Below are 25,869 nucleotides of genomic sequence, written 5' to 3' on the forward strand. Positions count from 1 at the left end.
TTTCCTGGCTTCCTACCCCCCAGGCCCCTCCAACACCTCCATTTCCATCTCCCGCAACTTCTTGATCTCATCCCGCAGCCGCGCCGCCTCCTCGAACTCAAGGTTCGTCGCGGCCTCGCGCATCCGGGCTTCCATATCCTTGATCGTCGCGGCCAGATTCGCGCCCACCGGGATCGTATCCTTGCCGTCCTTGCCCGCGCGGATCTTCACCGAGACGTGGTCGCGCTCGTAGACCGAATCCACGATGTCGTTGATGCGGGCCTTGACGCTTTGGGGCGTGATGCCGTGCGCCTCGTTATACGCAAGCTGCTTTTCGCGGCGGCGGTTGGTTTCCGAGAGGGCGCGGTCCATGGAGCCGGTCATATTATCGGCGTAGAGGATGACGCGGCCGTCGACGTTGCGGGCGGCGCGGCCGATGGTCTGGATCAGGGAGGTTTCCGAGCGGAGGAAGCCTTCCTTGTCGGCGTCGAGGATGGCCACGAGGCCGCATTCGGGGATGTCGAGGCCTTCGCGTAACAGGTTGATGCCGACGAGGACGTCGAAGGCGCCCAGCCGCAGGTCGCGGATGATCTCGATGCGCTCGATGGTGTCGATGTCCGAGTGCATGTAGCGCACGCGCAGGCCCTGCTCGTGGAGGTATTCGGTCAAATCCTCGGCCATCTTCTTGGTGAGGACCGTCAGGAGCGTGCGGTAGCCGGCCTCGGTGGTCTTGCGGATTTCGTCGGTGACGTCGTCGACCTGGGTTTTCGCGGGGCGGATTTCGACGACGGGGTCGATCAGGCCCGTGGGGCGGATGACCTGTTCGGCGAAGACGCCGCCGGTCTGCTCCAGTTCCCACTGGCCGGGGGTGGCCGAGACGTAGACCGTCTGCGGGCGCATGGCGTTCCATTCCTCGAAGCGCAGGGGGCGGTTGTCCATGCAGGAGGGGAGGCGGAAGCCGTATTCGGCGAGGGTGGCCTTGCGGCGGAGGTCGCCGCGGTACATGGCGCCCAATTGTCCGATGGTGACGTGGCTTTCGTCGACGAAGACGAGCGCGTTATCGGGGAGGTATTCGAAGAGCGTGGGGGGCGGCTCGCCGGGCTTGCGGCCCGAGAAGTAGCGCGAATAGTTCTCGATGCCGGCGCAGGAGCCGGTGGCTTCCATCATCTCGAGGTCGAAGCGGGTGCGCTGTTCGAGGCGCTGGGCTTCGAGGTAGCGGCCCATGCCGTTGAGTTCCTGAAGGCGGGCGGCGAGCTCCTTCTTGATCTCCTTGATGGCGGCGTTGAGCGTGGTGCGCGTGGTGACGTGGTGGGAGTTGGCGAAAACGCGGATGTGGGTGAGCTCGGCGGCTTTCTTGCCCGTCAGGGGATCGAATTCGGCGATGGATTCGATCTCGTCGCCGAAGAGCGAGATGCGCCAGGCGGCGTCCTCGTAGTGGGCGGGGAAGATTTCCACCGTGTCGCCGCGCACGCGGAAGGTGCCGCGCACGAAGCCGAGGTCGCCGCGCTTGTATTGCAGGGCGACGAGTTCGTTGAGGAGGGCGCGCTGGTCGATCTTCTGGCCCTTGGCGAGCGGGATGGTCATGGTGGTGTAGTCTTCCACCGAGCCGATGCCGTAGATGCAGCTGACCGAGGCGATGATGACGACGTCGTCGCGTTCGAGGATCGCGCGGGTGGCCGAGTGGCGCATCCGGTCGATCTGCTCGTTGATGGTGGATTCTTTTTCGATATAGGTGTCGGTGCGCGGGACGTAGGCTTCGGGCTGGTAGTAGTCGTAGTAGGAGACGAAGTATTCGACGGCGTTTTCGGGGAAGAAGTTCTTGAATTCGCCGTAGAGCTGGGCGGCGAGGGTCTTGTTGTGGGCGAGGATGAGGGCCGGGCGGTTGGTCTTCGCGATCACCTGCGCCATGGTGTAGGTCTTGCCCGAGCCGGTGACGCCCAAAAGGACCTGGTCGGTCTCGCCGGCGTTGGCGCCCTCGACGAGCTCGGCGATGGCCGTGGGCTGGTCGCCGGCGGGCTCGTATTCGGTCTTGAGCTTGAAGGGGATGCCGCCCTGATCCTTGGGGGGACGCACCGGGCGGGGGGGCAGCCAGGGACCGGAGCCCTCGACCTCCTTGCGGCCCTCCGAGATGATCTTTTCGAGCGCCTGCACGGTCGCGGTGACGCCGGCGGAGGAGTTGGAGACGGTCGCGGGGGTGTGGAAGCCAGCCTGCGGGGCTTCGGCGAAGCCGTCGAGGTTCGTCGGGCGCTCGACGGCGTTGGCCTTGGATTTGGGGGCCTTGAGGCTCATGCCGGTGGCTTCGGAGCGTTTGCCCTTCGCGGGCTTTTTCTCGGCCTTTTCGGCGGCCTTGGCGGCTTCGCGGTCGAGGCGGCGCTTGTTGCGCAGGCGCTCTTGAGGGAGCGGCTTTGCGATCTTGGCGTCCTCGGCCTTTTCGATCTCCTTGATGAAATCGTCGATGGAGAAATCAGCTTTGCCGGGACGCCCGGAAGGCGTCTTGCTGTTGTCCGAACTCATGGGAGCACCGTCGCTGTCGTCTGGAGTCGGTATATAGGTAACATCTCGGGAACGGAAAGGGAACGGGGGCTGCTGACAGATCGTGTCAGCAGTGGTGTGGGTTGACACGCGCGGGCGCGGGCGGGCTTTTGGGGGCCGTTATGATGTCGTTGAGGGAGACGCGGGATGCTCGTCCGGATCGCCAAGGATTTTCCGATTATTCATTCGGTCATCGGACTTGTGGGGAATTTGCTGTTCTTTGTCGGCTCGATCCTGTTCTTCAGGATGTTCGAGGCGTTCTATACGCTGGCGGTGTGGCTTTTTGTGATCGGATCGCTGTTCATGCTGATCGGGTCGATCGGCGAGGTGACGCGGAAGTTCGTGCAGGTCGAAGAGGGTGAGATCACGCTGTAGCGACAAACAAACGGCGCGCCGGGAGGACGGGCGCGCCGGTCAGTGGAGAAACGGGCTCTGGAGGGGTTACGCGAAGGCGCCGGCGAATGCCATGACGATGGTGATCATCGAGAGCATAACCGCGCCAGCCGCGCCGGCGATGGTCATTTGGATCAATTTGCGGGCCATTGTCGCCTCCATACCCTGTTTCTTTCTTAAATGGTCAGCGCGGAACCGCTCGAAAAGGTTTTGCGCGATGACGTTTGCGTGTTTGTAAGTTTACTTATGGGGGCGGGCGGCTGAATGCTGGCTGAACGGGGAGTTCATGATGAAACAGAGCATCGCGCATGTGGCGCTGGTGGTGCGCGACTATGACGAGGCGCTCGACTTTTTTGTCGGGATGCTGGGGTTCGATCTCGTCGAGGACACGTATCAGCCCGAACAGGATAAGCGCTGGGTGGTGGTGCGCCCCAAGGGGAGCGACGGGGTGTCGGTGCTGTTGGCAAGGGCGTCCAAGCCCGAGCAGGAGGCGTTTATCGGCAACCAGGCCGGGGGGCGGGTGTTCCTGTTCTTGCAGACGGACGATTTCTGGCGGGATTACAACGCGATGGTGGCGAAGGGGATTACCTTCGTGCGTGACCCGAAGGCGGCGCCATACGGGACCGTGGCGGTGTTCGAGGACCTTTACGGGAATTATTGGGATCTGGTGGAGTTTTCGGACGGGCGGTGAGGCGCAATTGCGGTGACGAAATGTACACTTAATGGCGGATAGTCTGCCGCGCACTTGAACCTGATCAATCTTTTGCCTGACGGAGGTCAAGTTGGAATTTGCCGCTGAATGCCTCCGCGATGCTTGGAAAGATTGCGGCACAGGCGATGCAGTCCGGGCGCTGGAGCGGTTGAGGGCGATAGATCGGGCTAACAAGCAGTTCGAAAGTTCCGAATTTTCGTGTGACTATGAATGGCTCACAAGCTGGGCCCTCCTCCAGGCAGGCCAACTGGAGGATGCGTTTGAGCACGCGAGGGAAGCGCGGACGCTCTCGGCCCAGCTCGACGCCGGAGCTCAGTCGAGGACTTATGCCCTATGCGGTTGGGTGCTCTCGGATTTGGGACTGCAAGATGAGAGCTACGATTGCGCCTCGCAAGCCGTCGAGTTGGCGGAGGCCGGGAATGACGATTGGTGTCTGGCCTTCGCCCTGTATGTGCAGGCTGTAACCATCGGGTTGGGCGGCGATACCGACACCGCATTGGCGATCACCGAGCGAAGCGCCGATATCGCGCGCGTCCTTCAGGACAGCCACTTGTTGTCCTGGATCCTTCTGGGGCAGGGTTATCAGGTTGCCGATCTCGCCGATGCCAATGAGCACACCGACTCCGAGCAGGCTTTCTTGCAGCGCTACGAGGAGGCGATTGCGCTTACATTGGAGGCTCAAAACCTGGCGCTGGACAATGGCGACACATGGACCCTGCGCAAGACGCTGGTCAATTGCGCGGATCTATACAGTCATCTGGGACGATATGCGGATGCGCATGCTCAGCTTGACACCTGGCTCCAGGTTCAGGGCCAGCCTACCTCGCGCGAGCGGCGACAATATCTGGCCAACCTGGCAGAAACGCTTCTTCACGAAGGCAAGCTGGCAGAGGCCCGTGAGCGTTGCAGCGAAGCTCTAGAGCAGGCCGAGGTCGCGTCCGACGTGGGACAGATTGCGCAATATGCCAAGCTCCTCGGGCAAATTGAGGAAGAGTCCGGCAATCTGGGCGAAGCACTCAGGCTATACAAATATTTCTACCGGCAGGAGAAGCGATACGAAGGGGAGTTGGTGAAACAGCGGGCGCGCGTTGCCACAGTCTATTATGACACGAAAAGCCTGCATAAGCAGGTGGAAGAGGCCCGGACCATGATGCTTCTCACCGAGCGGCAGGCCTTCACCGACGAACTCACCGGCATTGCCAACCGCCGTGCCCTTCATAACGCCCTGGAGGCGCTTGGTGACGGCAACGCCCGAAATTATGCGCTGATTTACGCCGACATCGACCATTTCAAATCGATAAACGACCGCTTTTCTCACCAAACCGGCGACCTGGTCATCAAGACTTTTGCTGACATTCTCTCTCGCGTCTGTCGACAGAGCGATATGGTCGCCCGTCAAGGCGGCGAAGAATTCGTGATCCTGCTCAACCGGGCAAACACGGAACATGCTATTGTCGTCTGCAACCGCATCATGGACTGCCTGCACGAATATAACTGGTCGGCCATCGCACCCGGACTGAAGGTAACAGCAAGCTTCGGCCTTGCAATGGACTTTGAAGCGGCGAACTGGAACTCGGTTCTCGCGCTGGCCGATGCGCGTCTTTACCTGGCCAAGGCGAGCGGCCGCAATCGCCTTGTGACGGCGGGTGGCGTGACCTGACCTGACCTGACCTGACCTGACCTGACCTGACCTGACCTGACCCTAGGGACGCTCATCTGATTTACGGGCGACTCCCAGGATTGGGAATTACTGGGATCCGGCGGAGTTTTTCCGACGGGCGGTGAGGCGCGGGCGGACAGCCGCCCGCGCTTGCCGTGTCAGGCTGCGATGCTGAGCCAGTTGGGTGCGATCGCCGTGCCCCGGCCCAGGCCGTAGCCGAAGCGGATGTTGAGCATGCCGAGCGGTTCGAGAAGGCGTGCGGCGTCGAGTCCACCGGCGCTTTCGGGGGCAAAGCCTGCCTTGCGGACAAGGTCCGCCACGGCTTTCACTGCCTCTTCGTCGTCACCGGCAATATAAACGGGCACATCTGCTGTCGCTACAGCCGGTATATCGAAGAGTTGCGCAAAGATCGTGTTGAAGGCCTTCACGACGCGTGCACCCGATGCGGCGGCCTGGATTTCCTCGGCGGCGGAGGTTGAGTGACCGAAGAGCAGGCCGGAGAAGTCCGGCTTGATCGGATTGGTGATATCGACAAGGATCTTGCCGTCGAGCGCAGCGCCGGCGGCGAGGTCGCGGGCATCGCCATAATGCGTGGCGATAACGACGATCTCGGACTGTGCGATGGCGTCTTCGACGGATGCTGCCCTGGTATTGGGCAGGGCATTTGCGAGGGCAGAGGCCGTTTCGGTGTTGCGGGCCGCGACCACGAGGTCCGTCTTGCCGGCGAGGCGCCGTGCAAGGCCCTTGCCCATATTGCCAAGTCCGATGATTGCAGTGGTCATGTGTAAAGCTCCTTGGTGTGCGATTGCGATGACACCAAGATAGGGCTTTGCTATTCGTGCGATAATTGCTTTGATGCGTGCAACATAATTGCAGAAAACGTTTAAATGACCGATCTGACCGATTTGCGGACCTTTGTCGCCGTGGCCACGTCCGGGAGCTTCACAGCGGTTGCCAAACGGCTGTCGGTTTCCCCGGCGACCGTGGGCCGGCGGATCAGCGCGCTCGAAGCGCTCTACGCTACCAAACTGATCGAGCGCACGACCCGGTCGCACAGGCTGACCGAGATGGGGCAGGCGTTTCTCGAAAAGGCGATTGCCGTTGTCGAGGCGGCCGATGAACTGGAGGATATGTCGCGGGCTGAGGGCGCTGCGCTGACCGGCAGGGTGCGGGTGAGCGGTCCGACGACGCTGGGGATCAAGCGGCTTGGGGCGCTGGTGGTGGCGTTTTCCGAGGCGCAGCCCGGCGTGTCGGTGGAGCTGAGCCTGAGCGACCGCCATGTGGATCTGGTGCGCGAGGGGTTCGATTTTGCCGTGCGGATCGGAGAGCTGAAATCGGCGTCGCTGGTCGCGCGCCGAGTCGGTACGTACCGGTTCGTCTGTTGCGCATCGCCGGACTACATTGCACGCCATGGTGCGCCTGAAACGCCCGACGCCCTCGCGGCGGCGCGGTGTGTCCTCAATCTCAACCTTGTGCCGCGCAATCGCTGGCCGTTTGTAGGAGCGGACGGCAAGCCGTTTTCGGTGGAAGCCTCAGGAACGGTCGAGATCGACAATGGGGAAGCGCAGCGTGCCGCTGCATTGGCGGGTGGGGGGATAATTTATGCGCCGCGCGATCTTGTTGCAGATGACCTTGCGTCCGGTGCGCTCTTGCCGGTTCTACCGGATTGGGAGACGCTCAGCCTGCCCATTCAAATCGTTTATCCGTCCCGCCGTTTCGTGTCCCGGCGTGTGCGGGCGCTTGCCGATGCCCTGGCTGTGGGGCTGAGAGAACGGTAGGCAGGCCGCCGCGCGATGGCACGGCGGCCTTGAGGTCTGGTTCTACGCCGTTGCCATCGTCCGGCGCGGGCGGCGGACGGCGAGGAGGATGAGGGCGGTTGCGGCGAGCAGGGTTATGCTGCTGGCCATGAAAACGCTCGTCGCGCCTGCCGCATCGAAGATGGCGCCCCCGGCGGCCGCACCGGTCGCGATGGCGAGGTTGATGCCGGCGACGAGGAGGCCGCCGGCGGTTTCGGCCTGGTCGGGGGTTGTGCGGGTGAGCCAGGTCGACCATGCGACCGGCACGATGCCGAATGCGAAGCCCCAGATGGCGACCATGGCGGCGGTGGGGGCGGTGACCGTGCCCGAAAGGACGAGCCCGGTGCCCAGAAGACCCATCAGGAGCGGTGAGGCGATCATCGTCAAACGCAGGCTGCGGGCGACAAGCGGGCCGGCGAGGAAGGTGCCGGCGAAGTTGGCGATGCCGAAACCCAGGAGGATGATCGAGACGGTGCCGATATCGACCTGCGTCACGGTTTCGAGGAAGGGCCGGATGTAGGTGAAGAAGGCGAAATGGCCGGTGAACACGAAGGTCACCGCGATCATGCCGAGCCCAACGCTGGGACGGGTCAGGACGTCACCGATGGTCTTGAGGCTCGAGCGGCCGGTCGCGGCCAGTTTGGGCACGGTGGCGAACTGGACGATCAATGCCAGCAGGCCGAGTGCCGCCGCGATGAGAAAAACGCTGCGCCAGCCGATGACCTCTCCGAGGAAACTGCCCACCGGGGCGGCGAGAACGGTCGCGCCGGATACGCCGGCGAAAATGATCGACAGCGCGCGGGGTACGCTTTTTTCGGGAACCAGCCGCATGGCGAGCGCCGTGGACATGGTCCAGAAGCCGCCCAGGGCGATGCCCAGCAGTACGCGCCCGAGAAGCAGGAGCGGCAGGTTTGGCGCGAAGGCGACGAGAAGGTTCGATGCGATCAGGAACGTCGAGAGCACCAGCAACACGTTGCGGCGGTCGGCGTTGCGAATGACGGTGGAAAGCAGGAGGCTCGTCAGCAGGCCGAAGATCGCGGTGGCGGTGACGGCCTGACCGGCCATGCCTTCGGTGATGCCGAGATCGGCGGCCATGGGCGTCAGGAGGCTGGCGGGGAGGAATTCCGACGTGACCAAGCCGAAAACGCCCAGCCCCATGGAAATGACAGCGCCCCATTCGGCCCGGGGATCGCTGGAGTGTGGCTCATTCATCGGGAGAATCCTTAATCGGGGTGGATTGAGTACCTAGCCCGCATTTCTCACACTCCTTGTGCCCTGCGCCGGTCCAAAATGGCGAGAGGGCAGGAAGAGAGCGCAGTGCGATGCGGGACATCGTGCAAGCTCTCTGACGCTCCCTGTCGCCATTTTGGACCGGCCCTTCGGGTCGGATTTTGGCGGCCGCCTCCGGGCACGGCGCGAGAAAAGCATATGTTGAATACGCTTTTTCGCTCCGCACCCGTATGCGACTCGCCAAAATCCGACGCAGGGCACAAGGAGTGCGAGAAATGCGGGCTAAACTTAGGCTGGACCTTCCGGACGTTCTATGTCAGTAATTCCGAAATGCATGATCGATCGTCCGGAATACAATCGACGCCTATGAAACCGCGCATCCCGATGGATGTCGTGAGCGAACTGCTCATGGGCATGCGCCTGCTCGGGGTGCACTACCGGCGCGTTCTGGCCGCGCCGCCGTTCGGTCTGCGGTTTGCCACCGAGCCGGGGCGGGCACAGTTCCATTTCGTGGCGCGGGGGCCGGTGTATCTGCGCAACGCTACTGGGGATGTGCGGGAGATGCGGAGCGGAGATGCCGTGCTGATGCCGCGCGGCGGGGTTCATGCGCTCGTCTCCGATCCCAAGGCGCCCGATGCCGACATTGCGCTGTTCAAGACCGCTCCGCTTTGCGGGAACATCAGCGGGGTCAACACCTGCGCGATGGCGGAGGATGTCGACGGCAGTGCGCTGATTTTCAGCGGGTGTATGGAGTTCGACCTGGGCGGCATGCATCCGCTCGTCTCGCTGATGCCCGAAGCGATGTTCGTTGGGACGCTTCTGGAGCGGTATCCGGAGCTTCTGCCCATGCTCGAGGCGATGGCACGGGAGGCGGAAGCGGAGCGGGCGGGCTATGCCGGCATTCTGGCGCGGCTGGCGGATGTGGTTTCGGCCTCCATCGTCCGGGCTTGGGTCGAGTGTGGGTGCGGGGACGCGAGCGGCTGGGTGGAGGCGTTGCGGGATCCGCGATTGGGTCGCGTGATCGCGGCGCTGCATCGCGATCCGGGGCGGGACTGGACGCTTGCCGAACTGGCAGCGGAGATGGGCAGCTCGCGCTCGGTCTTTGCCGAACGGTTCATGGCGGTGACCGGGACGACGCCGGTGCGCTATCTCACCGAATTGCGGATGCAACTGGCCACGCAGTGGATCGCGCGCGATCACGTGCCAATCGACCGGGTGGCGCAGAAGCTAGGGTACAATTCGCAGGCGGCATTCAGCCGGGCGTTCAAGCGGGTGGTTGGCGTGCCGCCAAGCGCGGTGCGTGCGCAGACCGGCGGGTAGGGCGCGGTCCGCGAACGCGTTGCGGTTACGCCCGGGAGACGAACCAGACGTTCATCGGGTCGTGCGGCAGGACGTGGCGCTCGACCGTGCTGAACCCGGCATTTTCGAGCATGGCCTGCGCGGTTTCCCAGCCCCACATGGTGCCCAGCCCCTCGCCGCCCTGACCGAGCGAGACCGGCGTGCAATGCACGCAGGAGACCGCGTAAAGCAGGGAGGCCATGGGGAAGTCCATGTTGTTTTCGAGCTTCGCCGAGCCGCCGATATCCTGCATCAGGTAGACGCCGCCGGGCTTGAGCGCGCCGCGTAGGCTCTTGAGCAGGGCTTGCGGGTCCTTCTGGTCGTGGACCGCGTCGAAGGAGGTGATGAAGTCGAAACGCGCTTTTTCGTCATAGCCGGTGAGGTCGCGGGTTTCGAAGTGGACGTTCTGCAAACCTTTGACCCGGACCTGATCGTTGGCATAGGCAATGGCGTCGGCGCACAGATCGTAGCCGAGGAACCGGCTTTTGGGGAAGCGCTCGGCCATGGCAAGCAGCGCCGAGCCGCGGGCGCAGCCGGCATCGAGGACGTCTATGCCCATCTCGAGGCGTTCGATAATACCTTCGGCGAGCGGCAGGATCACGTCGAAGAGTTGCGCGGTGACGGTCTGTCCGCTGTCCTCGGCCATGATCTCGTGGAAGCACGGGTAGTCGCCGTATGCCATGCCCTCGCCGGTGCGGAAGGCGGACAGGACGCGGTCCTGAATTTGCCCGATCAGCGCGACGTGCTGGGCATAGACCGCAAGGTTACCCAGCGGCGCGTCGCTTGTGAGGCAGGCGGCGTGGGTGGCGGGCAGGCGGTAGGTCCGGTCGGCTGGATCGTAGAAGACGATGCCGCCGGTGACCATGACGGCGAGCCATTCGCGGACATAGCGTTCGGCGAGGCCGGCTTTGTCCGCGATTGCGGTGCTGGTGGCGCGGGGCATTCCAGCCAGTGTGTCGTAAAGCCCGAGGCGGTGTCCGATGGCCATCATGGTGGCGACGGCGCCGGAATTGAGCGTGTCCGCGACGGTCTCGGCGAAGGCTTCCGCCGCGTTCATATCGAGTTCGGTTGCTTGTGCAGCCAGTGACATTGGTCTCTCCGTAATCTGGTGATGACGGGGGACGTAGCGGCTCGATTGGGTGTGCTGAAGTAACGAAATGGACAAAAACGGGGCTTTTGTGCCATTCTGGCGTCTATGAACGCACCTTTTGAGACGAAACCGCTTCGCATTGCGCTGCTGGCGCTGCCGGAAACGGCGCCGGCGGCGATCTATGGGCTTTATGAGATTTTCGCGTCGGTCGGCACGGTCTGGCACGAGATGACGGGCGAAATGGCCGAGACGCGGCCGGTGGAGGTCCGGATCGTCGCTCGGGAGGCGGTGCCCATCGCGACGTCGTTCGGGCTTGAGATCACGCCAAACGCCGCGCTCGCGGATGTTGAGGCGCCGGATATCGTCATTGCCGCGGACCTGTCGCTGGCGATGACGGAATCCCCGCGGGGGCGGTGGGGTGACGAGGCCGCGTGGGCGCAGGCGCAGTTCGCGCGGGGGGCGACGGTGTGCTCGATCTGCACGGGGTCGGTGTTCGTCGCGGAGGCGGGGCTTCTGGACGGCATCGAGGCGACGACGCATTGGAGCGCGGTGCGGTTTTTCGCGGACCATTATCCGACGGTCAAGTTGCGGCCCGAGCGTATCCTGTGCCCTGCGGGCCCCGAGCATCGGATCGTCACGGGCGGTGGTGCCGGTGCGTGGACGGATCTTGCGATCTATCTGATCGCGCGGTTCTGCGGCCCGGCGGAGGCGGTGCGGATCGCCAAGATTTTCGTTCTGGGGGACCGCAGCGAGGGACAGTTGCCGTTCGCGGCGATGGGGAAGGTTTCCGGCGGAGACGATCCGGTGCTCGCAAGGTGCCGGGAATGGCTGGCCGACCATTATGCCGAGCCCAATCCGGTGGCGCGGATGGCGGCGCTTTCGGGACTGCCGGAGCGGACGTTCAAGCGGCGGTTCAAGGCGGGGACGGGGTATACGCCGATCGACTATGTGCAGGCGCTGCGGGTCGAGGAGGCCAAGCAGATTCTCGAAACCACGGACGAGCCGACGGACATGGTGGCGCATATGGTGGGGTATGACGATCCGGCGTTTTTCCGCCGGTTGTTCAAGCGCACGACCGGCGTGACGCCGGCGCGGTACCGCAAACGGTTCCAAGCGATCCGGAGCTTGCCACAGGGCGTGTGAGACATGCGGGTTAACCCGCAGCTTGTGCCCGCTCGGCTTCGGGGCCTGCGCTGTCATCGTCGGCAAGATGCGCGATGAGGTCGTCGATCTCATGCGCGGGGACCGGGCGGCTGTAGAGATATCCCTGGCCGGCATCGCAGCCGGATTTCGCGAGAAGGCGGACTTGGTCGGCTGTCTCGATGCCTTCGGCGAGGACGGTCTTGCCGAGCTTCTTGCCCAGCGCGACGATGGATTCGACGACGCTGCGCGCCGAAGGGCTCTCGTGCATGGCGTCGACGAAGCTTTTGTCGATCTTGAGGACATCGAAGGGCAGTTCGGAGAGATAGGCGAGGGAGGAAAAGCCGGTGCCGAAATCGTCGATGGCGATTTTGACGCCGATGGCGGAAAGCGTCTCAAGGGTCTTGATGGCCGAGCCTTTATGCGTGAGCAGGACGCCTTCGGTAATTTCGATTTCCAGCCTCTCGGGGGCGAGCCCGCTTTTGCGCAGCGCGGTACGGACATCGGCGACGACGTCGGACAATTCGAACTGGACAGGGGAAACGTTGACGGCAACCGAAAGCGTGTCGGACCAAGCCGTCGCCTGGCGACACGCGGTTTCGAGCGCAAAGCGGCCGATATCGGCGATGAGGCCGGTTTCCTCGGCGACGGGAATGAAGTGGTCGGGGCGGACGAGGCCCTTTTGCGGGTGGTGCCATCTGATGAGCGCTTCGGCACCGACGGGGTGTTTGTCGCCCAGACGGAACTGGGGCTGATAGTGGAGGGTGAACTGGCCCAGATGCAGCGCGGTGCGCATTTCCTGCTCGATGCCGCGACGGATGGAAATGTCCTCGTCCATGCGCGCGTCGAATATGGCCATCTGGTCGCCGGGACGGGCTGAGGCGGCTGTGAGCGCCATGTCGGCGTGGCGCAGGAGGACTTCCCCGCCCTCTCCGGCATCTCCGGCAAAGGCCCAGCCGCCGGAAACGCCGATGACCGCATGGTGGCCGGAGAGGTTGAACGGCGCACCCAGAAGGCCGACGATTTCGGCAAAAACGGTCGTGGCGTTGGCACGGGCGTCAGAGCCGGAAAGCGCTATGGCGAAGCGGTCGCCGCCCAACCGGGCGACGGTTTTGTGCCCGGCGGCGCCAAGGCGCTTGACGACCTGGCGGAGCATCATGTCGCCGAACTGATGGCCCAGCGTGGCGTTGACCGACTTGAACCGGCGCAGGTCGATGACAAGTACGCCGAGCTCGGTATCCGGTGGGAGGCCGTGCATTTTTTGCTCAAGCAGCTTGACGAAGCTCGGGCGGGAAAGTGCGCCGGTCAGGGCGTCATGGTCCGCGAGATAACGTAATTCGGTTTCATGCGCTCGGCGTGCCGTCACATCCCTGAAGGTCAGCGTGGCGAAGGTGCGATCGCCGGCCCGGGCATGGGGCACCTGCGAAACGGTTATGACGTATTCGATCGTGAAGGTGCCATTGGGCATCCTGATATCGCGCTCGCGGGCGATGCTTGCGTTCGCGGCGGTTTGCGGAGTTTGTTCGAAGGTCTTGCGCAGGTCGTCGAGGAACGGGCGGGGCAGGACGTCGGCGGCGCGGGTACCGACGAGGTTCTGGCCGAGCCATGATTTTGCGAAGCTGCTCGCGGCGACGATGCGGTGGTTGTTGTCGACGACGATGACGCCATCGAAATTGTCATCGACGACACGGCCGAGCACCTCGCGCATCTGATTGCGCTCGCCTCTCAGTCTTTCGATGACGAACTGGCGGATGTGGGCTTCCGAGAGCACGCGCCAGAGCGCGTAGACGGCAAGTCCCGCCATGAGCGGCCCGGTTTCGACCATGACCGCCGAGAGCTGATAGGCGATATGGGCGGATACCTCCACCCCGATGGCCGTGCCGATGGTCATTGCGAGGGCGCGCCAGAGATCGAGCCGGTGGTGGGTGAAGAGCATGAGGGCCAGAAAGACCGCCATGATCGCGAGGGCCGGGGCGGGGCCGGTGGAGGAGAGCTGCCGGTTCTGCGCGACGCTTTCGGCCGCGAGTGCCTGGATCACGGCGCCGGGCAAGGCGCCTTGTCCGGGTGTGAAGAAGAAATCCTGAAGTTCGAGGGCACTCGCGCCGACGATCACCGACTTACCCAGGAAGATATCCGGCGAGGCGGTGCCATCGAGGATGTCGGTGGCCGAGATGGTGGGAATGGATGCCGCGGCAATGCCGAAATCGATATCGATAGCCGGGGCGAGCGCCTTTGCCGGATGGAGCGTTGCGGCGAGCGAACGGACGGTCGTGTCGCCGATCCGGACGGCGCCCGGGACTTGCCGGGCCATACCGGCAGCATCGACGATGATGTTGACCGAAAAGGGATCGACATGGGCCAGGAAGCGCGGCAGGGGCAGGGTGTCGTGCCGTTCGCCGTTGCGCGCTTGCTGGCCGAACGCGGCGAGATAGGCATAGCCGCCCGACGCCTCGAGCGCCGCTTCGAGGCGTGCGTCCTGCGGCTCGGTGCTCTTGGCGCTGAAATCGACGTCGATGAAGACATCGCGGGCGCCGCTTGTGAGGAGGGCGTCAATCAGTTGTCCGTAGAGGCTGCGCGGCCATGGCCAGACGCCGACAGTTTCAAGGCTTTTCGTATCCAGGGCGACGAAGACCAGATTGCCGGTGGCAGGCTGATCGCGCAAGGCGAAACGGGCATCGGCGAGGGGGCGGCCGAGCGGATTCCACAACGACGCGATAAGCGCTGCGAGCATGATCGCCAGGCCAGCCAGTACGAGCCGGACGGTTTCAGCTTGCGATGTATCGGGCGCGCGGAACACGGTCAGGAGCCGGTCTTGCGGGCTAGTTGTTCTGCACAGTGATTTTGACAGGTTGGCACTGTATCTGTCTCCCCCACCATCGTCATCCTCGCGCTTGACGCACTGGTATCCGGTTCATGGCAAAGCTGCGCCTCCCCCACCACCGTGTTGCTCCTGGAACAAGTCCCGGAATGACGGCGGGGGGCAGGCACGGTGCCAACGAAATGCGGGCTAGAGCCCAGGAGTGAGCCGTCCTATGGCCTGCCATGACCGTTTCCGTTGCCCCCGGCATTGCTATTGAAGTTTGCGGCGGCATTGCCATTGCCATTTCCACCGGAGTTGCCGCCGCTATTGGCATTGGTGCTGGCGGGGGTATTACCGCTGTTGCCGGGGCGGTTGCCGGTTGCGGCAGGCGTATTGCCACTATTGCCGTGCCCCGTTTCGTTCGCAGCAGGTGTGTTCCCACTGTTGCCGCGTGCCGCTCCGTTCCCGCCGGCCGCTTGCACTGCCGCGGCGGCGATGGGGTTGCCCGAGGCGTCCATGACGACCGGGAGCACGCCGGAGCCCGCGACCGCCAGGGTTCCGGCGGGATCGCCGGAGACGCGCTGTCCGGCGGTGAGGGTGACGTGGCTGTCGGTGCTGGTTTCGCGCACGGCGACAACACCCCTTTTGACCTCGACCTCGGCACCATCATCATCGCTCGACACGCTGAATGCCGTACCCTTGACGACGGCAACCATATAGGGAGTCTGGACAGCGAAATGTTCGACGTTGCGCACCTCGACTTCGACGTCCACCTCACCGAACCACAATTGGACCCAGTTCTGGCCCTGGGCCGCGCGTTCGATGAACTTCACCTGCGTTTCCGGGGTCAGCGAGACGAGGTTTTCGCCACTTCGGAAATCGACATAACCATTGCGCGTGGTCCAGACGATGGTGCCCGTGGGAACGACGTCGCCCCGGAGTACGGGTACCCATTCCGCGTTTTCGACGCGATAGACGTCTCCCCTGAGGCGTTCGGCGAGCCAGTCCATAGCGTGGGCCGGGCCGGTGATTGCCGCAAGCGTGAGACCGATTGCGGCGAGATACAGCAAGCGTACGAGCGCCTTCGAAATCATGCCGGTTTATCCTCCCTTATCCTTCTGGATATCTCCGGACATCTAGCCTTGAACGCCGTTTCCCAAGCCTTAAAACGGCGGGGTATTTTCTCCGATGGTTAAGGAGCGCTTTTCCATTACGTGGAGAAATGCCGACAAACTGTACCGATTGGAGCGGCCAATTGAAGCAATTCTAACTGGGCGGAGCTTGCCCCCGATCGCTCCCCAGTGCCACGCTCCGACATTTACACATCCTGGTTTGAAACCACAGGGCTTGTCCCGGGCACGGCTTCCCTTTTCCCTCAAGGGGAGAAGGGAAGCCGTGCGAATGGCAAGGACTGGGCCTCAAACACAGATGTGTGAATCTCGAATGTACACGCTGCCCAGTTAGAATTGCTGGGCCAATTGACTGCGCCTTGATGAGCCCGGGCCGGTTATGCATGCTGTAAGACAGAGCATTTTCTTATCCGAGGAGTACCGGTTATGGCGGTTAAGCCCGAACAGCCAAAGCTCAATGTTCCCGCTCCCGACTTTTCCCTTCCCGCAACCGACGGCAAGACCTATCGGCTCGCCGACATTTTGGGAGAAAAGGGAGCCGTGATCGTCTTCATCTGCAACCATTGCCCTTACGTCAAAGCGGTGACCGACAGGTTGGTCGCGGCGGCGGAAACGCTTGGCGCCGAGGGGATCGGGTTTGCGGCGATCTGCGCGAACGATGCGACCTCGCACCCCGAGGACTCATTCGAGAATATGGGGAAGTTCGCACGCGAACGCGGGTTTACCTTCCCCTATCTGCACGACGAAAGCCAGGATGTGGCGCGCGCCTATGAGGCGGTGTGCACGCCGGATTTCTATGGGCTCGATGCGGATGGGATCATCAAATATCGTGGGCGGCTGGATGAGGGGCGCACAGAGCCTCCGCCGCCAGGCGCGAAAGCCGAACTCGTCGAGGCGATGCGGATGATCGCGGCGACCGGGGAGGCACCCAAAGAGCAGATGCCCTCGATGGGCTGTTCAATCAAATGGAAGGCTGCCTGAGGCGCCCTATGCGGCCGCAAGCGCTCCGGTGACCATCAGGACGGCGGCGAACAGCCCGCACATTCCCGCGCCGGCGAGCGCGGCGATGGTCATCGAGACGGCTTTCTGCGTCGAGAGTTTATGTGACATGGTGGCACCCTAAGCCGGGAGTTCCCGGCCCTTACAACGTTACGCACTTGCCCCCAAATGCCCGGCGGCACCTCGCGGGAGGGATTGCCGGAATTCCAGTATGCGCGCTTAACGGAGCGTTGTGGAGGAAACTAAAATTGAAGGTAAATTGTTGGTTACTAGAGCGTGTCCGAACCGACCCGAAGGGCCGCGCAAGCGAATAAGTGGTAACCACTTTTTCTGGACACGCTCTAACGCCCCGGAGGCTAGAATAATCGGCCCAGTTCCTCGGCGATGACATCGAAAACGAGGCGGACCCGGCGGGAGGTGTTGAGCTCGCGGTGAGCGGTAAGCCAGACCGGGACGGGGATGAGGTCGAAATCGGGCAGCACGCGGCGGACGGCGGGCTCCGCATCGCCGATCCATTCGGGCACGACGCCGATGGCGACGCCCTGCTTGACCAGTTGCCAATGCGTGAAGTGGCTGCCGGTCGTAATGGGGAAATTGTCCCGGGTGAGCTTGAGGCCCATGCGATTGAAGGCGTCGATCATCATGTCGCCGATATCGAAGGCGATGAATTCGGCGTTGCTGAGGTCATCGGGCGTTTTGGGATTGCCGATGCGCTCGATATAGGCGGGCGTGGCGTAGAAGCGCCCATGATCGTCGCCGATTTTTCTTGCGATGAGATCGGGCTGGGTGGGCTGGAAGCTGCGGATGGCAATATCGGCCTCGCGGCGCCTTAAGTCGATCGCGGCGTTGGTGGCGACAATTTCGATGGCCAGACCCGGAACCTCGCGGCGCAGGCGTTCGATGATCGGGGGCAGGAGGTAGGCGGAATAGATCTCGCTCGCGGTGATGCAGATGCTGCCGTCTATCGATTGAGCGTTGCCAGAGGCGGCGAGTGACATGCGGTTGGCGGCCTCGCCCATGGCGCGAACGTGGTCGAGCAGGTCGAGGCCGGCGGGGGTGAGGATGAGGCCGCGCCCGGCACGCTCGAAAAGAACGACGCCGAGCTCTTGTTCCAGCGCGTCGACCTGGCGGCCGAGGGTTGGCTGGGCCATGCCGAGCGCGCGAGCGGCGGCTGAAAGCGAGCCCTCCTCGGCGGTGACGAGGAACGCCCGCGCACGGTTCCAGTCGAACTTTATCGCGCGCCAATCCATGCGTAATTGCATAGCAGAAGTAGGGGTTTCGTCAATTCCGTTGGGTTCGGCGTAGGCCTACAACAGTGGCGTGCGGTGTTCAGATGTGGAGACGAGACCGATGAAAGCAGCTGTTTATGAGACATACGGGCCGGCGGATGTGCTTGAGATCAAGGATGTGCCGCGTCCTGAGGCGAGCGAGACCGGCGTTCTGGTGCAGGTTCATGCGAGCGCCGTGACGAGCGCCGACTGGCGCATGCGCGCCTCGGCGTTTCCCGGCGGGCTGTGGCTTATAGGCCGTCTGATGACGGGGCTTTTCGCGCCACGGAAGAAGATACTCGGCGTCGCGTTTGCCGGGCGGGTGGTTTCGGTGGGCGCGAAGGCGGATGGATTCAAGCTCGGCGACCCGGTCTATGGATTTTCCGGGAGCGGCGGCCATGCAGAATATGTGGCGGTCGAGGCAGCCGGGCCCGTGGTCAGGATTCCCGAGGAGATCGGGTATGACGAAGCCGCCACGATTCCGTTCGGGGGCGTAAGCGCATTGGTTTTCCTGCGTGACTTCGGGAAGGTCGCAGCGGGTCAGAACGTGCTGATCCTTGGGGCATCCGGGGCGGTCGGCGCGTTTGCCGTGCAGATCGCCAAGCATTTCGGGGCCGAGGTAACCGGGGTTGCGAGCACGGCAAATGTCGATTTCGTGCGGTCGCTCGGGGCTGACCGGGTGATCGACTATACCCGGGAGGATTTTGCGGGCGGGGGTGCGCAGTATGACATCGTGCTCGATACCGCAGGCGTTGCGCGGTTTGCGCGGGCGAAGCGTGTTCTCAAGCCCGAGGGTGTCTATGTGCCGCTCGAATTCGGCTTGCCGACGGCGCTGCATGCTCTCTGGCGGTCGATTGCCGGGGGCCAGCGGATTGCCATCGGCGTATCCGGGGACAGCAAGGCCGATCTCCAGGTTCTGAACGGGCTCGTTGAGCAGGGGGCCTTGCGTGCGCCGGTGGCGGGGCAATACCGGCTTGACGCGATCGCCGACGCGCACCGGCAGGTCGAAAGCCGGCACAGCCGGGGGACGGTGGTGGTGACGCTCGACGCAATGAACGTGAACGGCGCTGCGGTCTAAGAGCCCAACCGAAAACTCGGGCGGGTCGGTCTGGCGGGTCTTGTTTGTTCAGGAAAAGTGGAAAATCCGAGCCAATATGGCTGATATTGCCTCCTATTTTTCACTTTTCCTGAACAAAAATCCCTCGCCAGCCCTCAATCGCCGAGTTTTCGGTTGGGCTCTAGCCCCGAGGTGGCCCGCTGCGGCGAGGAGGTTGGGCAGGATGGCGAGATTGGCGTCGATGGGCCGCGCCGTGGCAAGGGACCAAGCCATCGAAAGCGCGCAGTGGGCAACAGCCCAATCGAGAAGGCGCTGACGGTCGTAGCCGAGGATTTCGGCGAACGTATCGGCGCGTGCCGCGATGGTGGCGGGGGCTCTCGCGGTTTCCAGGGCGCCAATGGGGTTCTGGAAAGCGTTGGCGAGCTCGTAGGCGGGATCGCCGAGGACGCCCTTGGCGTCGATGACGCACCAGCCGCGCGAGCCTTTGAGGATATTGTCGTGGTGAAGGTCGCCGTGGAGCGGGATCGGCGGGGGCGACGAGGCGAGGAGGGACGCGGCGAGCGCCTTGGCCATTTCGATATTGGGGCGGTGCGGTTCGGGCCAGCAGGTGAGCGGAGTATCGCGCAAGGGGGCGCACCAGTCCGCCAGGGGCGTCAGGCCCTCCGGTGGGCGGGGGCGCGGCGTGTGCAGGTGTCTGGCGACATCGGCGAGGATGCGGGTGGCGGTCATGTCGTCACCAGCGCGCACGGTGGCGCCCAGTTCCGGGCCGTCGAGCCATTCCATCAAGACCATATTGTCCCGGCGCTCGAAGATGCGCACCGCGCCATCGCCATCGAGCCATTCGAGAAACGCGATGCCGGTCAACTCATCGATGCCGTAGGGTTTGAGCACTTTGAGGACGTAGTGATCGGCGCCCCGGCGCGCACGATAGACGTGGCTCGTGGCCGTTTCGGCGATGAGGGTGAGGCCGGTCAGAGCCCAGTGCGTGGCGGCATCGGTATGAGGTGCGGGGGCGGACATCGGAGGTTCTTCCTGCGGCAAGAGCGCGCGAGTTTACGCGAGCGAGTGCATGGATCAAGGGATGCTTGACCTTTGGCGTTAAATGTAACATAGAAAGTTACATGAAACGCGATGCGAGATTGTCGGCAGCGTTGCACGCGCTGCTGCATATGGCCGAACACGATGCGCCGATGACGTCGGCGGAGCTTGCCTTGTGCATGAGCACCAATCCCGTGGTCGTGCGGCGCACCATGGCCGGGTTGCGCGAGGCGGGGATCGTGCGGTCGACCAAGGGTGTTGGGGGCGGCTGGGAGATGGCGCGGGACCTTTCGGAGGTGACGCTTCTGGAGGTCTATGAGGCGCTCGGGGCGCCGCGGCTTTTGGCGCTGGGACTGGGGGCGGATAATCCGGACTGCCTTGTCGAGGCTGCGGTCAACGATGCGCTGGCCGATGCGTTCGCGGACGCAGAGGCGCAGCTCGTGGCGCGGTTCGGTACGGTGACGCTCGCCGCGCTTTCCAAGGATTTTCACGGGCGGCTCGACGCCCACTATGCGAACCACAAGAGGTAGGCACATGGCGTTCGATTGTATCGTGGTGGGCGGTAGCTATGCAGGGCTCGCCGCCGGATTGCAGCTTGCGCGCGCCCGGCGCAAGGTGCTCGTCATCGATGGCGGGCAGCGGCGGAACCGGTTTGCGTCGGAGTCGCACGGGTTTCTCGGGCAGGACGGGCGGGCACCCGGCGCGATCGTCAGTGATGGGCGGGCGCAGCTTCTGGCTTATCCGAATGTCAGCTGGATCGACGGGCAGGCCGTTTCGGCCGAGCGGGCCGGGGATGGTTTTGGCGTTACGACGGACGATGGCGCGGTGCACCGGGCGCGGCGGCTTGTGCTGGCAACGGGGGTTGTCGACCGGCTGCCCGAGGTGCCGGGGTTGGCCCAGCGCTGGGGGAAAAGCGTCTTTCACTGTCCTTATTGCCATGGCTACGAGCTTGGCGGTGGCGAGATCGGCGTGCTGGCGATTTCGGCGCTGTCGATGCATCACGCGCTGATGCTGCCCGATTGGGGGCGGACGACGTTTTTCCTCAACACAGCCTTTGAGCCGGATGCCGAGCAGCTTACGCAGCTCAAGCAGCGGGGTGTCGCGATCGAGCGGAGCCCGATTGTGGAGATCAGGGGCGAGAAGGCGGATGTGGTGCTGAGCGATGGGCGTGTCGTCGCGCTCGAAGGGCTTTTGACAGCGACGCGGGTCGAGATGGCGAGCCCTTTGGCCGAACAGCTCGGTTGCGCGTTCGAGGATACGCCGATGGGGGCCGTCGTCGCCACCGATATGACCAAGGAAACGAGCGTGCCGGGTGTCTTCGCGTGCGGGGATATGGCGCGGGCGGCAGGGTCGATTGCGCTGGCGGTGGGCGACGGGACGATGGCGGGTGCTGCTACACACCGCTCGATGTTCATGCGCGAGGCGGCTTAGAGCCCGCCCCGGCGTGCTTTTTTGAACCGTCAGGCGGCGGCTTGGGCGTCCATGCCCGCCAAATCCTCGAGGATTGGACAGTTGGGGCGACTGTCGCCCGAGCAGCAATGGACGAGGTGCTTCAATGTACCGGTCATGGCCTGGAGCTCGGCGATTTTCTGTTCGAGTTCTGCGATGTGAGCGTTTGCGATGCGTTTGACATCGGCGCTGGCGCGGGACTTGTCCTGCCAGAGGCCCAGAAGCGTGGCGGTTTCTTCCATGGAAAAACCCAGCGTCCGGGCGCGCTTGATGAAGCGAAGGGTGTGGACGTCGTCCGCACCGTAGACGCGGTAGTTGGATTCGGTGCGGTCGGCGGCGGTGATGAGGCCGATCGACTCGTAGTAGCGAATCATTTTGGCGGAAACGCCGGAGGATCTCGCGGCTTGCCCGATGTTCATGCGTTTGCCTCCTGGAAAGCGGGTGCGGACATTACCGGTATATAAAGATTCCAATGATGGGAAGGTCAAGGCGTGGAGATAGAAACGCCCTGCCGCCGGGGCGGCAGGGCGCATTTTGAGCTTCTACGCTGACGACGATGACTGCATCGTGCGTAGTGCTTGTGTTTCAGGTCCCGGTCTACCGGGTGCCTTAGGCCATCATCTTGTTTTTGATGAACCCGACGATGACCTGCAGCACGCCGCCGCCGACAGCGCCGCTGACCAACTGGCCGATGATGGCGCCGATATCGCCGCCACCCATGCCGGTCATGGACCCGAAAATCCAGCCGCCACCCAGCCCGCCGATGGCGCCGGCAATAACGTTGCCCGCGTTACCGAGGTCGGACTGTTTGACAGCCTTACCGGTGGCGGCACCGCCTGCGGCGCCGCCGATCAGTTGTGCTATGATTGCTACAATATCCATCCGTCTTCCCCTCCTCTTTTACAGCATCGTCCCCACAAACCCATTATAAATCATTGGAATTTTTCGACAAGCGTTTTGAATGCCGGCTAAACAACATTACGTCATTTGGGTTTAGTTATTTGTGAGGAGCCACGTAAATGTAAAACGCCCGTCCCTGGATCGGGACGGGCGTTTTCGTGCTGGCAATCGGGATGTTTTACCGGCGGTCGACGTAGTAGGACGAGACTTCGTCAGCAAGAAAGCCGACCGAGCGCACGGAGCGATCGATAACGGCGCACTGGCCGCTGAAGTTGTCGCCGGTGCAGATGGTGGCGGCGATTTCGCCTTCGACCTCGGCGGATCGGATGCGGTTGTTCCAGAAGGTGCTGAGCGAGCGATCGCTGTCGCCATAGCCGACGCAGAACCGGCGGCCGGAATAGTTATAGTTCTCGAAAAAGCAGATTCGGGCGGTTGCGGGGGGCGTGTAGCCGGGGCGCTGGCCCGATCCGATCGAGAAGCTGAAATTGGGCGTCTGCACCGAAATGCCGACATCGGGCCCGGACGGGCGCGATGGCGTACCGTCGGTGATCGGGCGCAGATAATTGGCCGAGGACCAGCCGCGGACGTTGGGGGCCTCAACGCGGCACCAACTGCCCGAGGTATTGCATTCGACGACTTCGACGACCTGATTGGCCGAGAGCGTGCCGACGACATTATAGCCGGTGCCCGGTCCGGAGCGGACGTTGAGCGCCGTGGTGGCATAGGCTTCATAGGCGAACGCCACCGAAGCGCTGGCAATCAGCCCGGCGATGGCAAGTGCGGCAGCGGCGGCAATTTTTTTTATCGACATAATGCTCTCCCTTAAAGGCAACGGCTTTATTCGGAAAGGCTGCAGTCGCCTTGTTGGTTCCTTGTCAGGGACGCACGACTATGGGCTTTTCCGGACGTTTCACAATACATTTGGCGTATTGCAGTTGAACCGGACATGAACATTGCGACCTCGGGCGCGCTCGCCGACATTGGTCACTCTTTTGCCATTTGTCTCCGTGTTGCGCTCAACTGAGTTCTTGGGCGAGTCCGATGAGAAGTCCTTCAGGCCCGCGGATGTAGCAGAGCCGATATGTTTCTTCATACTGCACGACTTCGCCTACGAGCTGCGCGCCGCGCGTGCGGAGCCTTTCAAGCGTCTCGTCGATGTCGTCCACGGTGAACATGACGCGGAGGTAACCCAGGGCGTTGACCGGGGCGTTCCGATGATCTGCGACGACAGGGGGCCTGAGGAAGCGGGAAAGCTCGAGCCGACTGTGGCCGTCCGGCGTGCGCATCATGGCAATCTCGACATGCTGGTCGCCCAGTCCGGTGACACGCCCTGCCCATTCTCCTTCGATCGTGGCCCGCCCTTCGAGCTCGAGGCCGAGTTCACGAAAGAAATCAATCGTCTCTCCGAGATCTTCGACGACGATTCCTACGTTGTCCATCCGCTTGAGCGCCATATTTCCAATCTCCAAGGTGTCGGTCCAATCTACAAGGTGCCGCCTGGTCGAACAACGGATGCTTGAGGTGCGCCAGGGGTTGCCGCGAAGGCTCGATCGGGGTGCAATGGCGACGAATTTTCACCGAGTCGGAATGCGTCGCCATGAAGATCGAGAGCATCAATATAGGACGCCCCGAGCCGATCGATCCCGGACGGCCGGAAAAACTGTCCGGCATTTTCAAGCGGCCGGTGACGGGGCCGGTTGTGGTTACGCGGCTCGGGATACCCGAGGACGCGGTTGTCAGTACGCGGCATCACGGCGGGCCGGGGCAGGCGCTCTACCTTTATTCGACCGAGGATTACCGCTGGTGGGCGGCGCAGGGCGTTACGACCGGGCCGGGGCAGTTCGGGGAGAATCTGACGGTTTCCGGGCTCGAATCGGCGGCGCTGTGCATCGGGGATCGATTCACAGCGGGTGCGGTCGAGATGGAAGTGACCGCGCCGCGGATTCCGTGCGCGAATTTTGCAGCCAAGATGGGGGATCCGGGGGTCGTGAAGCGGTTCCGGGATGCGGCGCGGCCGGGAGCGTATCTGAGGGTCATCGCCGAGGGGGAGCTTTGCGCAGGGCAGGAGATGCAGTTCGTCCCGTTCGAGGGCGACCGGCTGACGCTCGAGGAGCATTTCCGGCTGGCGTTTGTGGCGGCCAAGGCATTGCCCGGGCGCGATATGGTCGAGCGGCTGCTGGCGCTGCCGATCGCGGAGCGGGCGCGGGATGATGCGCTTGAGTGGCTGGCGGCGCATGAGGCGCGGGCGTGAACCGCCAGGGTTAGAGTCGACCCGTCAGACTTTTGGGGCAGGCTCTTACGCGATCACGCGCTTCTTGCCGTCGTCGTCCAGCGCGACGTAGATGAAATAGGCGTCGGAGACCTTGGTGCGTTTGGGGCTTTCGCGGTTCTTGGTCCAGCCTTCGAGGCCGATGGTGATCGAGGTCGTGCCGACTTTTTCGATCCAGGTGTAGATGCACAGAACGTCGCCGACCCTGACCGGGGCGATGAAGGTCATGCCTTTTACGGCGACGGTTGCGACCCGGCCGCCGACGCGCTCGACGGCGCAGATGGCGCCCGCGATGTCCATCTGGCTCATGACATAGCCGCCAAAGATATCGCCTGCCCCGTTGGTGTCGGCGGGCATGGGCATGGTACGGACGGTGAGTTCGCCCCTCGGCTCGGTCTGCGTGTCGATGGTGGCGGTCGTTTGCGTGAGGTCAGCCATTCATTGCGCTCCTGGATAGCGGCCGACCTTTTCTTCCCAGTGTCGGCGGCACAGGGAAATGTATTTATCGTTTCCGCCAATGTCGACTTGTTCGCCTTCAACGATCGGCTTGCCGTCGGCGCCCAGCCGGACGACCATCGTTGCCTTGGCGCCGCATTCGCAGATGGTGCGGATTTCGCGCAGGGTATCGGCGATGGCGAGAAGCTCCGCCGAACCGGGGAAGAGCTTGCCCTGGAAGTCGGTCCGCAGGCCGTAGCACATGACCGGGATTCGGAGCCTGTCAGCGGCGCGCGCGAGTTGCCAGACCTGTTCGGGGGTGAGGAACTGCGCTTCATCGACGAAAACGCAGCTCAGATGCCCGGCTTTATGGGCCGCTTCGATCTGGCCGAAGAGATCGTCCTCCTCGGAAAAGAGGCGCGCATCGTCGCGCAGGCCGATGCGGGAGGCGATGACGCCAGCGCCGGCACGGTCGTCGAGGGCGGCGGTGAACAGGAGTGTCGCCATGCCGCGCTCGCGGTAATTGTAGGATGCCTGCAAGAGGATGGTCGATTTGCCCGCGTTCATCGCGGCATAGGAGAAGTAGAGTTTGGCCACGCTCCGCGCCCTGCTTGTTGTGTGCTTGGGTCGGTTTTAGCGCGGGCAGCGGCGTGA

26 protein-coding genes are annotated in these 25,869 nt (G+C 63.2%); 11 read left to right on the plus strand and 15 right to left on the minus strand.

Features of this window, described 5'->3' with window-relative positions; all coding sequences use genetic code 11:
- Positions 1-12: 12 nt before the first annotated feature.
- On the minus strand, positions 13-2,493 hold the full coding sequence (uvrB, locus tag LG281_RS16925; protein WP_404402795.1) for an excinuclease ABC subunit UvrB: 2,481 nt from the start codon (positions 2,491-2,493) through the stop codon (positions 13-15).
- 165 nt (positions 2,494-2,658) lie between these two features.
- On the opposite strand from uvrB, the gene LG281_RS16930 reads away from it, so the two are divergent.
- The 3 genes from LG281_RS16930 (at position 2,659) to LG281_RS16940 (ending at position 5,276) form a co-directional block, all read left to right on the plus strand.
- Entirely contained in the window at positions 2,659-2,886 is a 228-nt protein-coding gene (locus LG281_RS16930) for a YrhK family protein (protein WP_404402797.1), read from the plus strand.
- Positions 2,887-3,193: 307 nt separating this feature from the next.
- A complete protein-coding gene (locus LG281_RS16935) occupies positions 3,194-3,595 on the plus strand; it encodes a VOC family protein (RefSeq protein WP_404406804.1) in 402 nt (133 codons plus the stop codon).
- 376 nt (positions 3,596-3,971) lie between these two features.
- On the plus strand, positions 3,972-5,276 hold the full coding sequence (locus tag LG281_RS16940) for a diguanylate cyclase (RefSeq protein ID WP_404402799.1): 1,305 nt from the start codon (positions 3,972-3,974) through the stop codon (positions 5,274-5,276).
- A gap of 158 nt (positions 5,277-5,434) precedes the next feature.
- Here the strand turns inward: LG281_RS16940 and LG281_RS16945 are convergent, their stop codons facing one another.
- Positions 5,435-6,058 carry an NADPH-dependent F420 reductase gene (locus tag LG281_RS16945; RefSeq protein ID WP_404402801.1) on the minus strand — a complete coding sequence of 208 codons (624 nt, stop codon included), beginning with the start codon at positions 6,056-6,058 and terminating at the stop codon, positions 5,435-5,437.
- A 105-nt stretch (positions 6,059-6,163) separates the two neighbouring features.
- On the opposite strand from LG281_RS16945, the gene LG281_RS16950 reads away from it, so the two are divergent.
- Positions 6,164-7,054, plus strand: a complete 891-nt coding sequence (locus LG281_RS16950) for a LysR family transcriptional regulator (protein WP_404402803.1) — start codon at positions 6,164-6,166, stop codon at positions 7,052-7,054.
- Between the two features lie 42 nt (positions 7,055-7,096).
- On the opposite strand, the gene LG281_RS16955 is transcribed toward LG281_RS16950, so the two are convergent.
- The gene (locus LG281_RS16955) at positions 7,097-8,284 is read right to left on the minus strand and encodes an MFS transporter (protein WP_404402805.1); all 1,188 of its coding nucleotides are present in this window, start codon (positions 8,282-8,284) and stop codon (positions 7,097-7,099) included.
- A 384-nt stretch (positions 8,285-8,668) separates the two neighbouring features.
- On the opposite strand from LG281_RS16955, the gene LG281_RS16960 reads away from it, so the two are divergent.
- Positions 8,669-9,622 (plus strand): AraC family transcriptional regulator, encoded by a 954-nt coding sequence (locus tag LG281_RS16960; protein WP_404402807.1) that lies wholly within the window; start codon positions 8,669-8,671, stop codon positions 9,620-9,622.
- Positions 9,623-9,647: 25 nt separating this feature from the next.
- Here LG281_RS16960 and LG281_RS16965 read toward each other — a convergent pair whose 3' ends face one another.
- Entirely contained in the window at positions 9,648-10,730 is a 1,083-nt protein-coding gene (locus tag LG281_RS16965) for a class I SAM-dependent methyltransferase (protein WP_404402809.1), read from the minus strand.
- A 105-nt stretch (positions 10,731-10,835) separates the two neighbouring features.
- Here LG281_RS16965 and LG281_RS16970 point away from each other — a divergent pair, with 105 nt between their 5' ends.
- The gene (locus LG281_RS16970; RefSeq protein ID WP_404402811.1) at positions 10,836-11,873 is read left to right on the plus strand and encodes a GlxA family transcriptional regulator; all 1,038 of its coding nucleotides are present in this window, start codon (positions 10,836-10,838) and stop codon (positions 11,871-11,873) included.
- Positions 11,874-11,883: 10 nt separating this feature from the next.
- Here LG281_RS16970 and LG281_RS16975 read toward each other — a convergent pair whose 3' ends face one another.
- Together LG281_RS16975 and LG281_RS16980 are read right to left on the minus strand one after the other, a co-directional pair.
- Entirely contained in the window at positions 11,884-14,667 is a 2,784-nt protein-coding gene (locus tag LG281_RS16975; RefSeq protein WP_404402813.1) for an EAL domain-containing protein, read from the minus strand.
- Between the two features lie 233 nt (positions 14,668-14,900).
- The gene (locus tag LG281_RS16980; protein ID WP_404402815.1) at positions 14,901-15,764 is read right to left on the minus strand and encodes a FecR domain-containing protein; all 864 of its coding nucleotides are present in this window, start codon (positions 15,762-15,764) and stop codon (positions 14,901-14,903) included.
- Positions 15,765-16,226: 462 nt separating this feature from the next.
- Here LG281_RS16980 and LG281_RS16985 point away from each other — a divergent pair, with 462 nt between their 5' ends.
- Positions 16,227-16,781 (plus strand): thioredoxin family protein, encoded by a 555-nt coding sequence (locus tag LG281_RS16985; RefSeq protein ID WP_404402817.1) that lies wholly within the window; start codon positions 16,227-16,229, stop codon positions 16,779-16,781.
- Between the two features lie 6 nt (positions 16,782-16,787).
- Here the strand turns inward: LG281_RS16985 and LG281_RS16990 are convergent, their stop codons facing one another.
- Positions 16,788-16,910 (minus strand): hypothetical protein, encoded by a 123-nt coding sequence (locus LG281_RS16990; RefSeq protein ID WP_404402819.1) that lies wholly within the window; start codon positions 16,908-16,910, stop codon positions 16,788-16,790.
- A 245-nt stretch (positions 16,911-17,155) separates the two neighbouring features.
- Entirely contained in the window at positions 17,156-18,061 is a 906-nt protein-coding gene (locus tag LG281_RS16995; protein WP_404402821.1) for a LysR family transcriptional regulator, read from the minus strand.
- A gap of 88 nt (positions 18,062-18,149) precedes the next feature.
- Here LG281_RS16995 and LG281_RS17000 point away from each other — a divergent pair, with 88 nt between their 5' ends.
- Positions 18,150-19,145, plus strand: coding sequence for an NAD(P)-dependent alcohol dehydrogenase (locus LG281_RS17000; RefSeq protein ID WP_404402823.1), 996 nt, complete (start codon positions 18,150-18,152; stop codon positions 19,143-19,145).
- A gap of 93 nt (positions 19,146-19,238) precedes the next feature.
- Here LG281_RS17000 and LG281_RS17005 read toward each other — a convergent pair whose 3' ends face one another.
- The gene (locus tag LG281_RS17005) at positions 19,239-20,144 is read right to left on the minus strand and encodes an aminoglycoside phosphotransferase family protein (protein ID WP_404402825.1); all 906 of its coding nucleotides are present in this window, start codon (positions 20,142-20,144) and stop codon (positions 19,239-19,241) included.
- A 101-nt stretch (positions 20,145-20,245) separates the two neighbouring features.
- Here LG281_RS17005 and LG281_RS17010 point away from each other — a divergent pair, with 101 nt between their 5' ends.
- A complete protein-coding gene (locus tag LG281_RS17010) occupies positions 20,246-20,692 on the plus strand; it encodes an Rrf2 family transcriptional regulator (protein WP_404402827.1) in 447 nt (148 codons plus the stop codon).
- A gap of 4 nt (positions 20,693-20,696) precedes the next feature.
- Complete coding sequence (locus tag LG281_RS17015) at positions 20,697-21,593, plus strand: NAD(P)/FAD-dependent oxidoreductase (RefSeq protein ID WP_404402829.1); 897 nt, start codon at positions 20,697-20,699, stop codon at positions 21,591-21,593.
- Between the two features lie 29 nt (positions 21,594-21,622).
- On the opposite strand, the gene cueR is transcribed toward LG281_RS17015, so the two are convergent.
- The 4 genes from cueR to LG281_RS17035 form a co-directional block, all read right to left on the minus strand.
- A complete protein-coding gene (gene cueR / locus LG281_RS17020; protein ID WP_404402831.1) occupies positions 21,623-22,030 on the minus strand; it encodes a Cu(I)-responsive transcriptional regulator in 408 nt (135 codons plus the stop codon).
- Between the two features lie 190 nt (positions 22,031-22,220).
- Positions 22,221-22,493: a hypothetical protein gene (locus LG281_RS17025; RefSeq protein ID WP_404402833.1), complete on the minus strand. Its 273-nt coding sequence runs from the start codon at positions 22,491-22,493 to the stop codon at positions 22,221-22,223.
- Positions 22,494-22,689: 196 nt separating this feature from the next.
- The gene (locus LG281_RS17030; protein ID WP_404402835.1) at positions 22,690-23,322 is read right to left on the minus strand and encodes an SH3 domain-containing protein; all 633 of its coding nucleotides are present in this window, start codon (positions 23,320-23,322) and stop codon (positions 22,690-22,692) included.
- A gap of 205 nt (positions 23,323-23,527) precedes the next feature.
- The gene (locus tag LG281_RS17035; RefSeq protein ID WP_404402837.1) at positions 23,528-23,965 is read right to left on the minus strand and encodes a VOC family protein; all 438 of its coding nucleotides are present in this window, start codon (positions 23,963-23,965) and stop codon (positions 23,528-23,530) included.
- A 143-nt stretch (positions 23,966-24,108) separates the two neighbouring features.
- Here LG281_RS17035 and LG281_RS17040 point away from each other — a divergent pair, with 143 nt between their 5' ends.
- Positions 24,109-24,762, plus strand: a complete 654-nt coding sequence (locus LG281_RS17040) for an MOSC domain-containing protein (protein ID WP_404402839.1) — start codon at positions 24,109-24,111, stop codon at positions 24,760-24,762.
- Between the two features lie 45 nt (positions 24,763-24,807).
- Here the strand turns inward: LG281_RS17040 and LG281_RS17045 are convergent, their stop codons facing one another.
- Together LG281_RS17045 and LG281_RS17050 are read right to left on the minus strand one after the other, a co-directional pair.
- Positions 24,808-25,218 (minus strand): acyl-CoA thioesterase, encoded by a 411-nt coding sequence (locus LG281_RS17045; RefSeq protein ID WP_404402841.1) that lies wholly within the window; start codon positions 25,216-25,218, stop codon positions 24,808-24,810.
- On the minus strand, positions 25,219-25,812 hold the full coding sequence (locus LG281_RS17050; protein ID WP_404402843.1) for a thymidine kinase: 594 nt from the start codon (positions 25,810-25,812) through the stop codon (positions 25,219-25,221).
- Positions 25,813-25,869: the final 57 nt, after the last annotated feature.

It is taken from the genome of Pelagibacterium halotolerans (genome assembly GCF_044811015.1).
GTDB lineage: Bacteria > Pseudomonadota > Alphaproteobacteria > Rhizobiales > Devosiaceae > Pelagibacterium > Pelagibacterium halotolerans_A.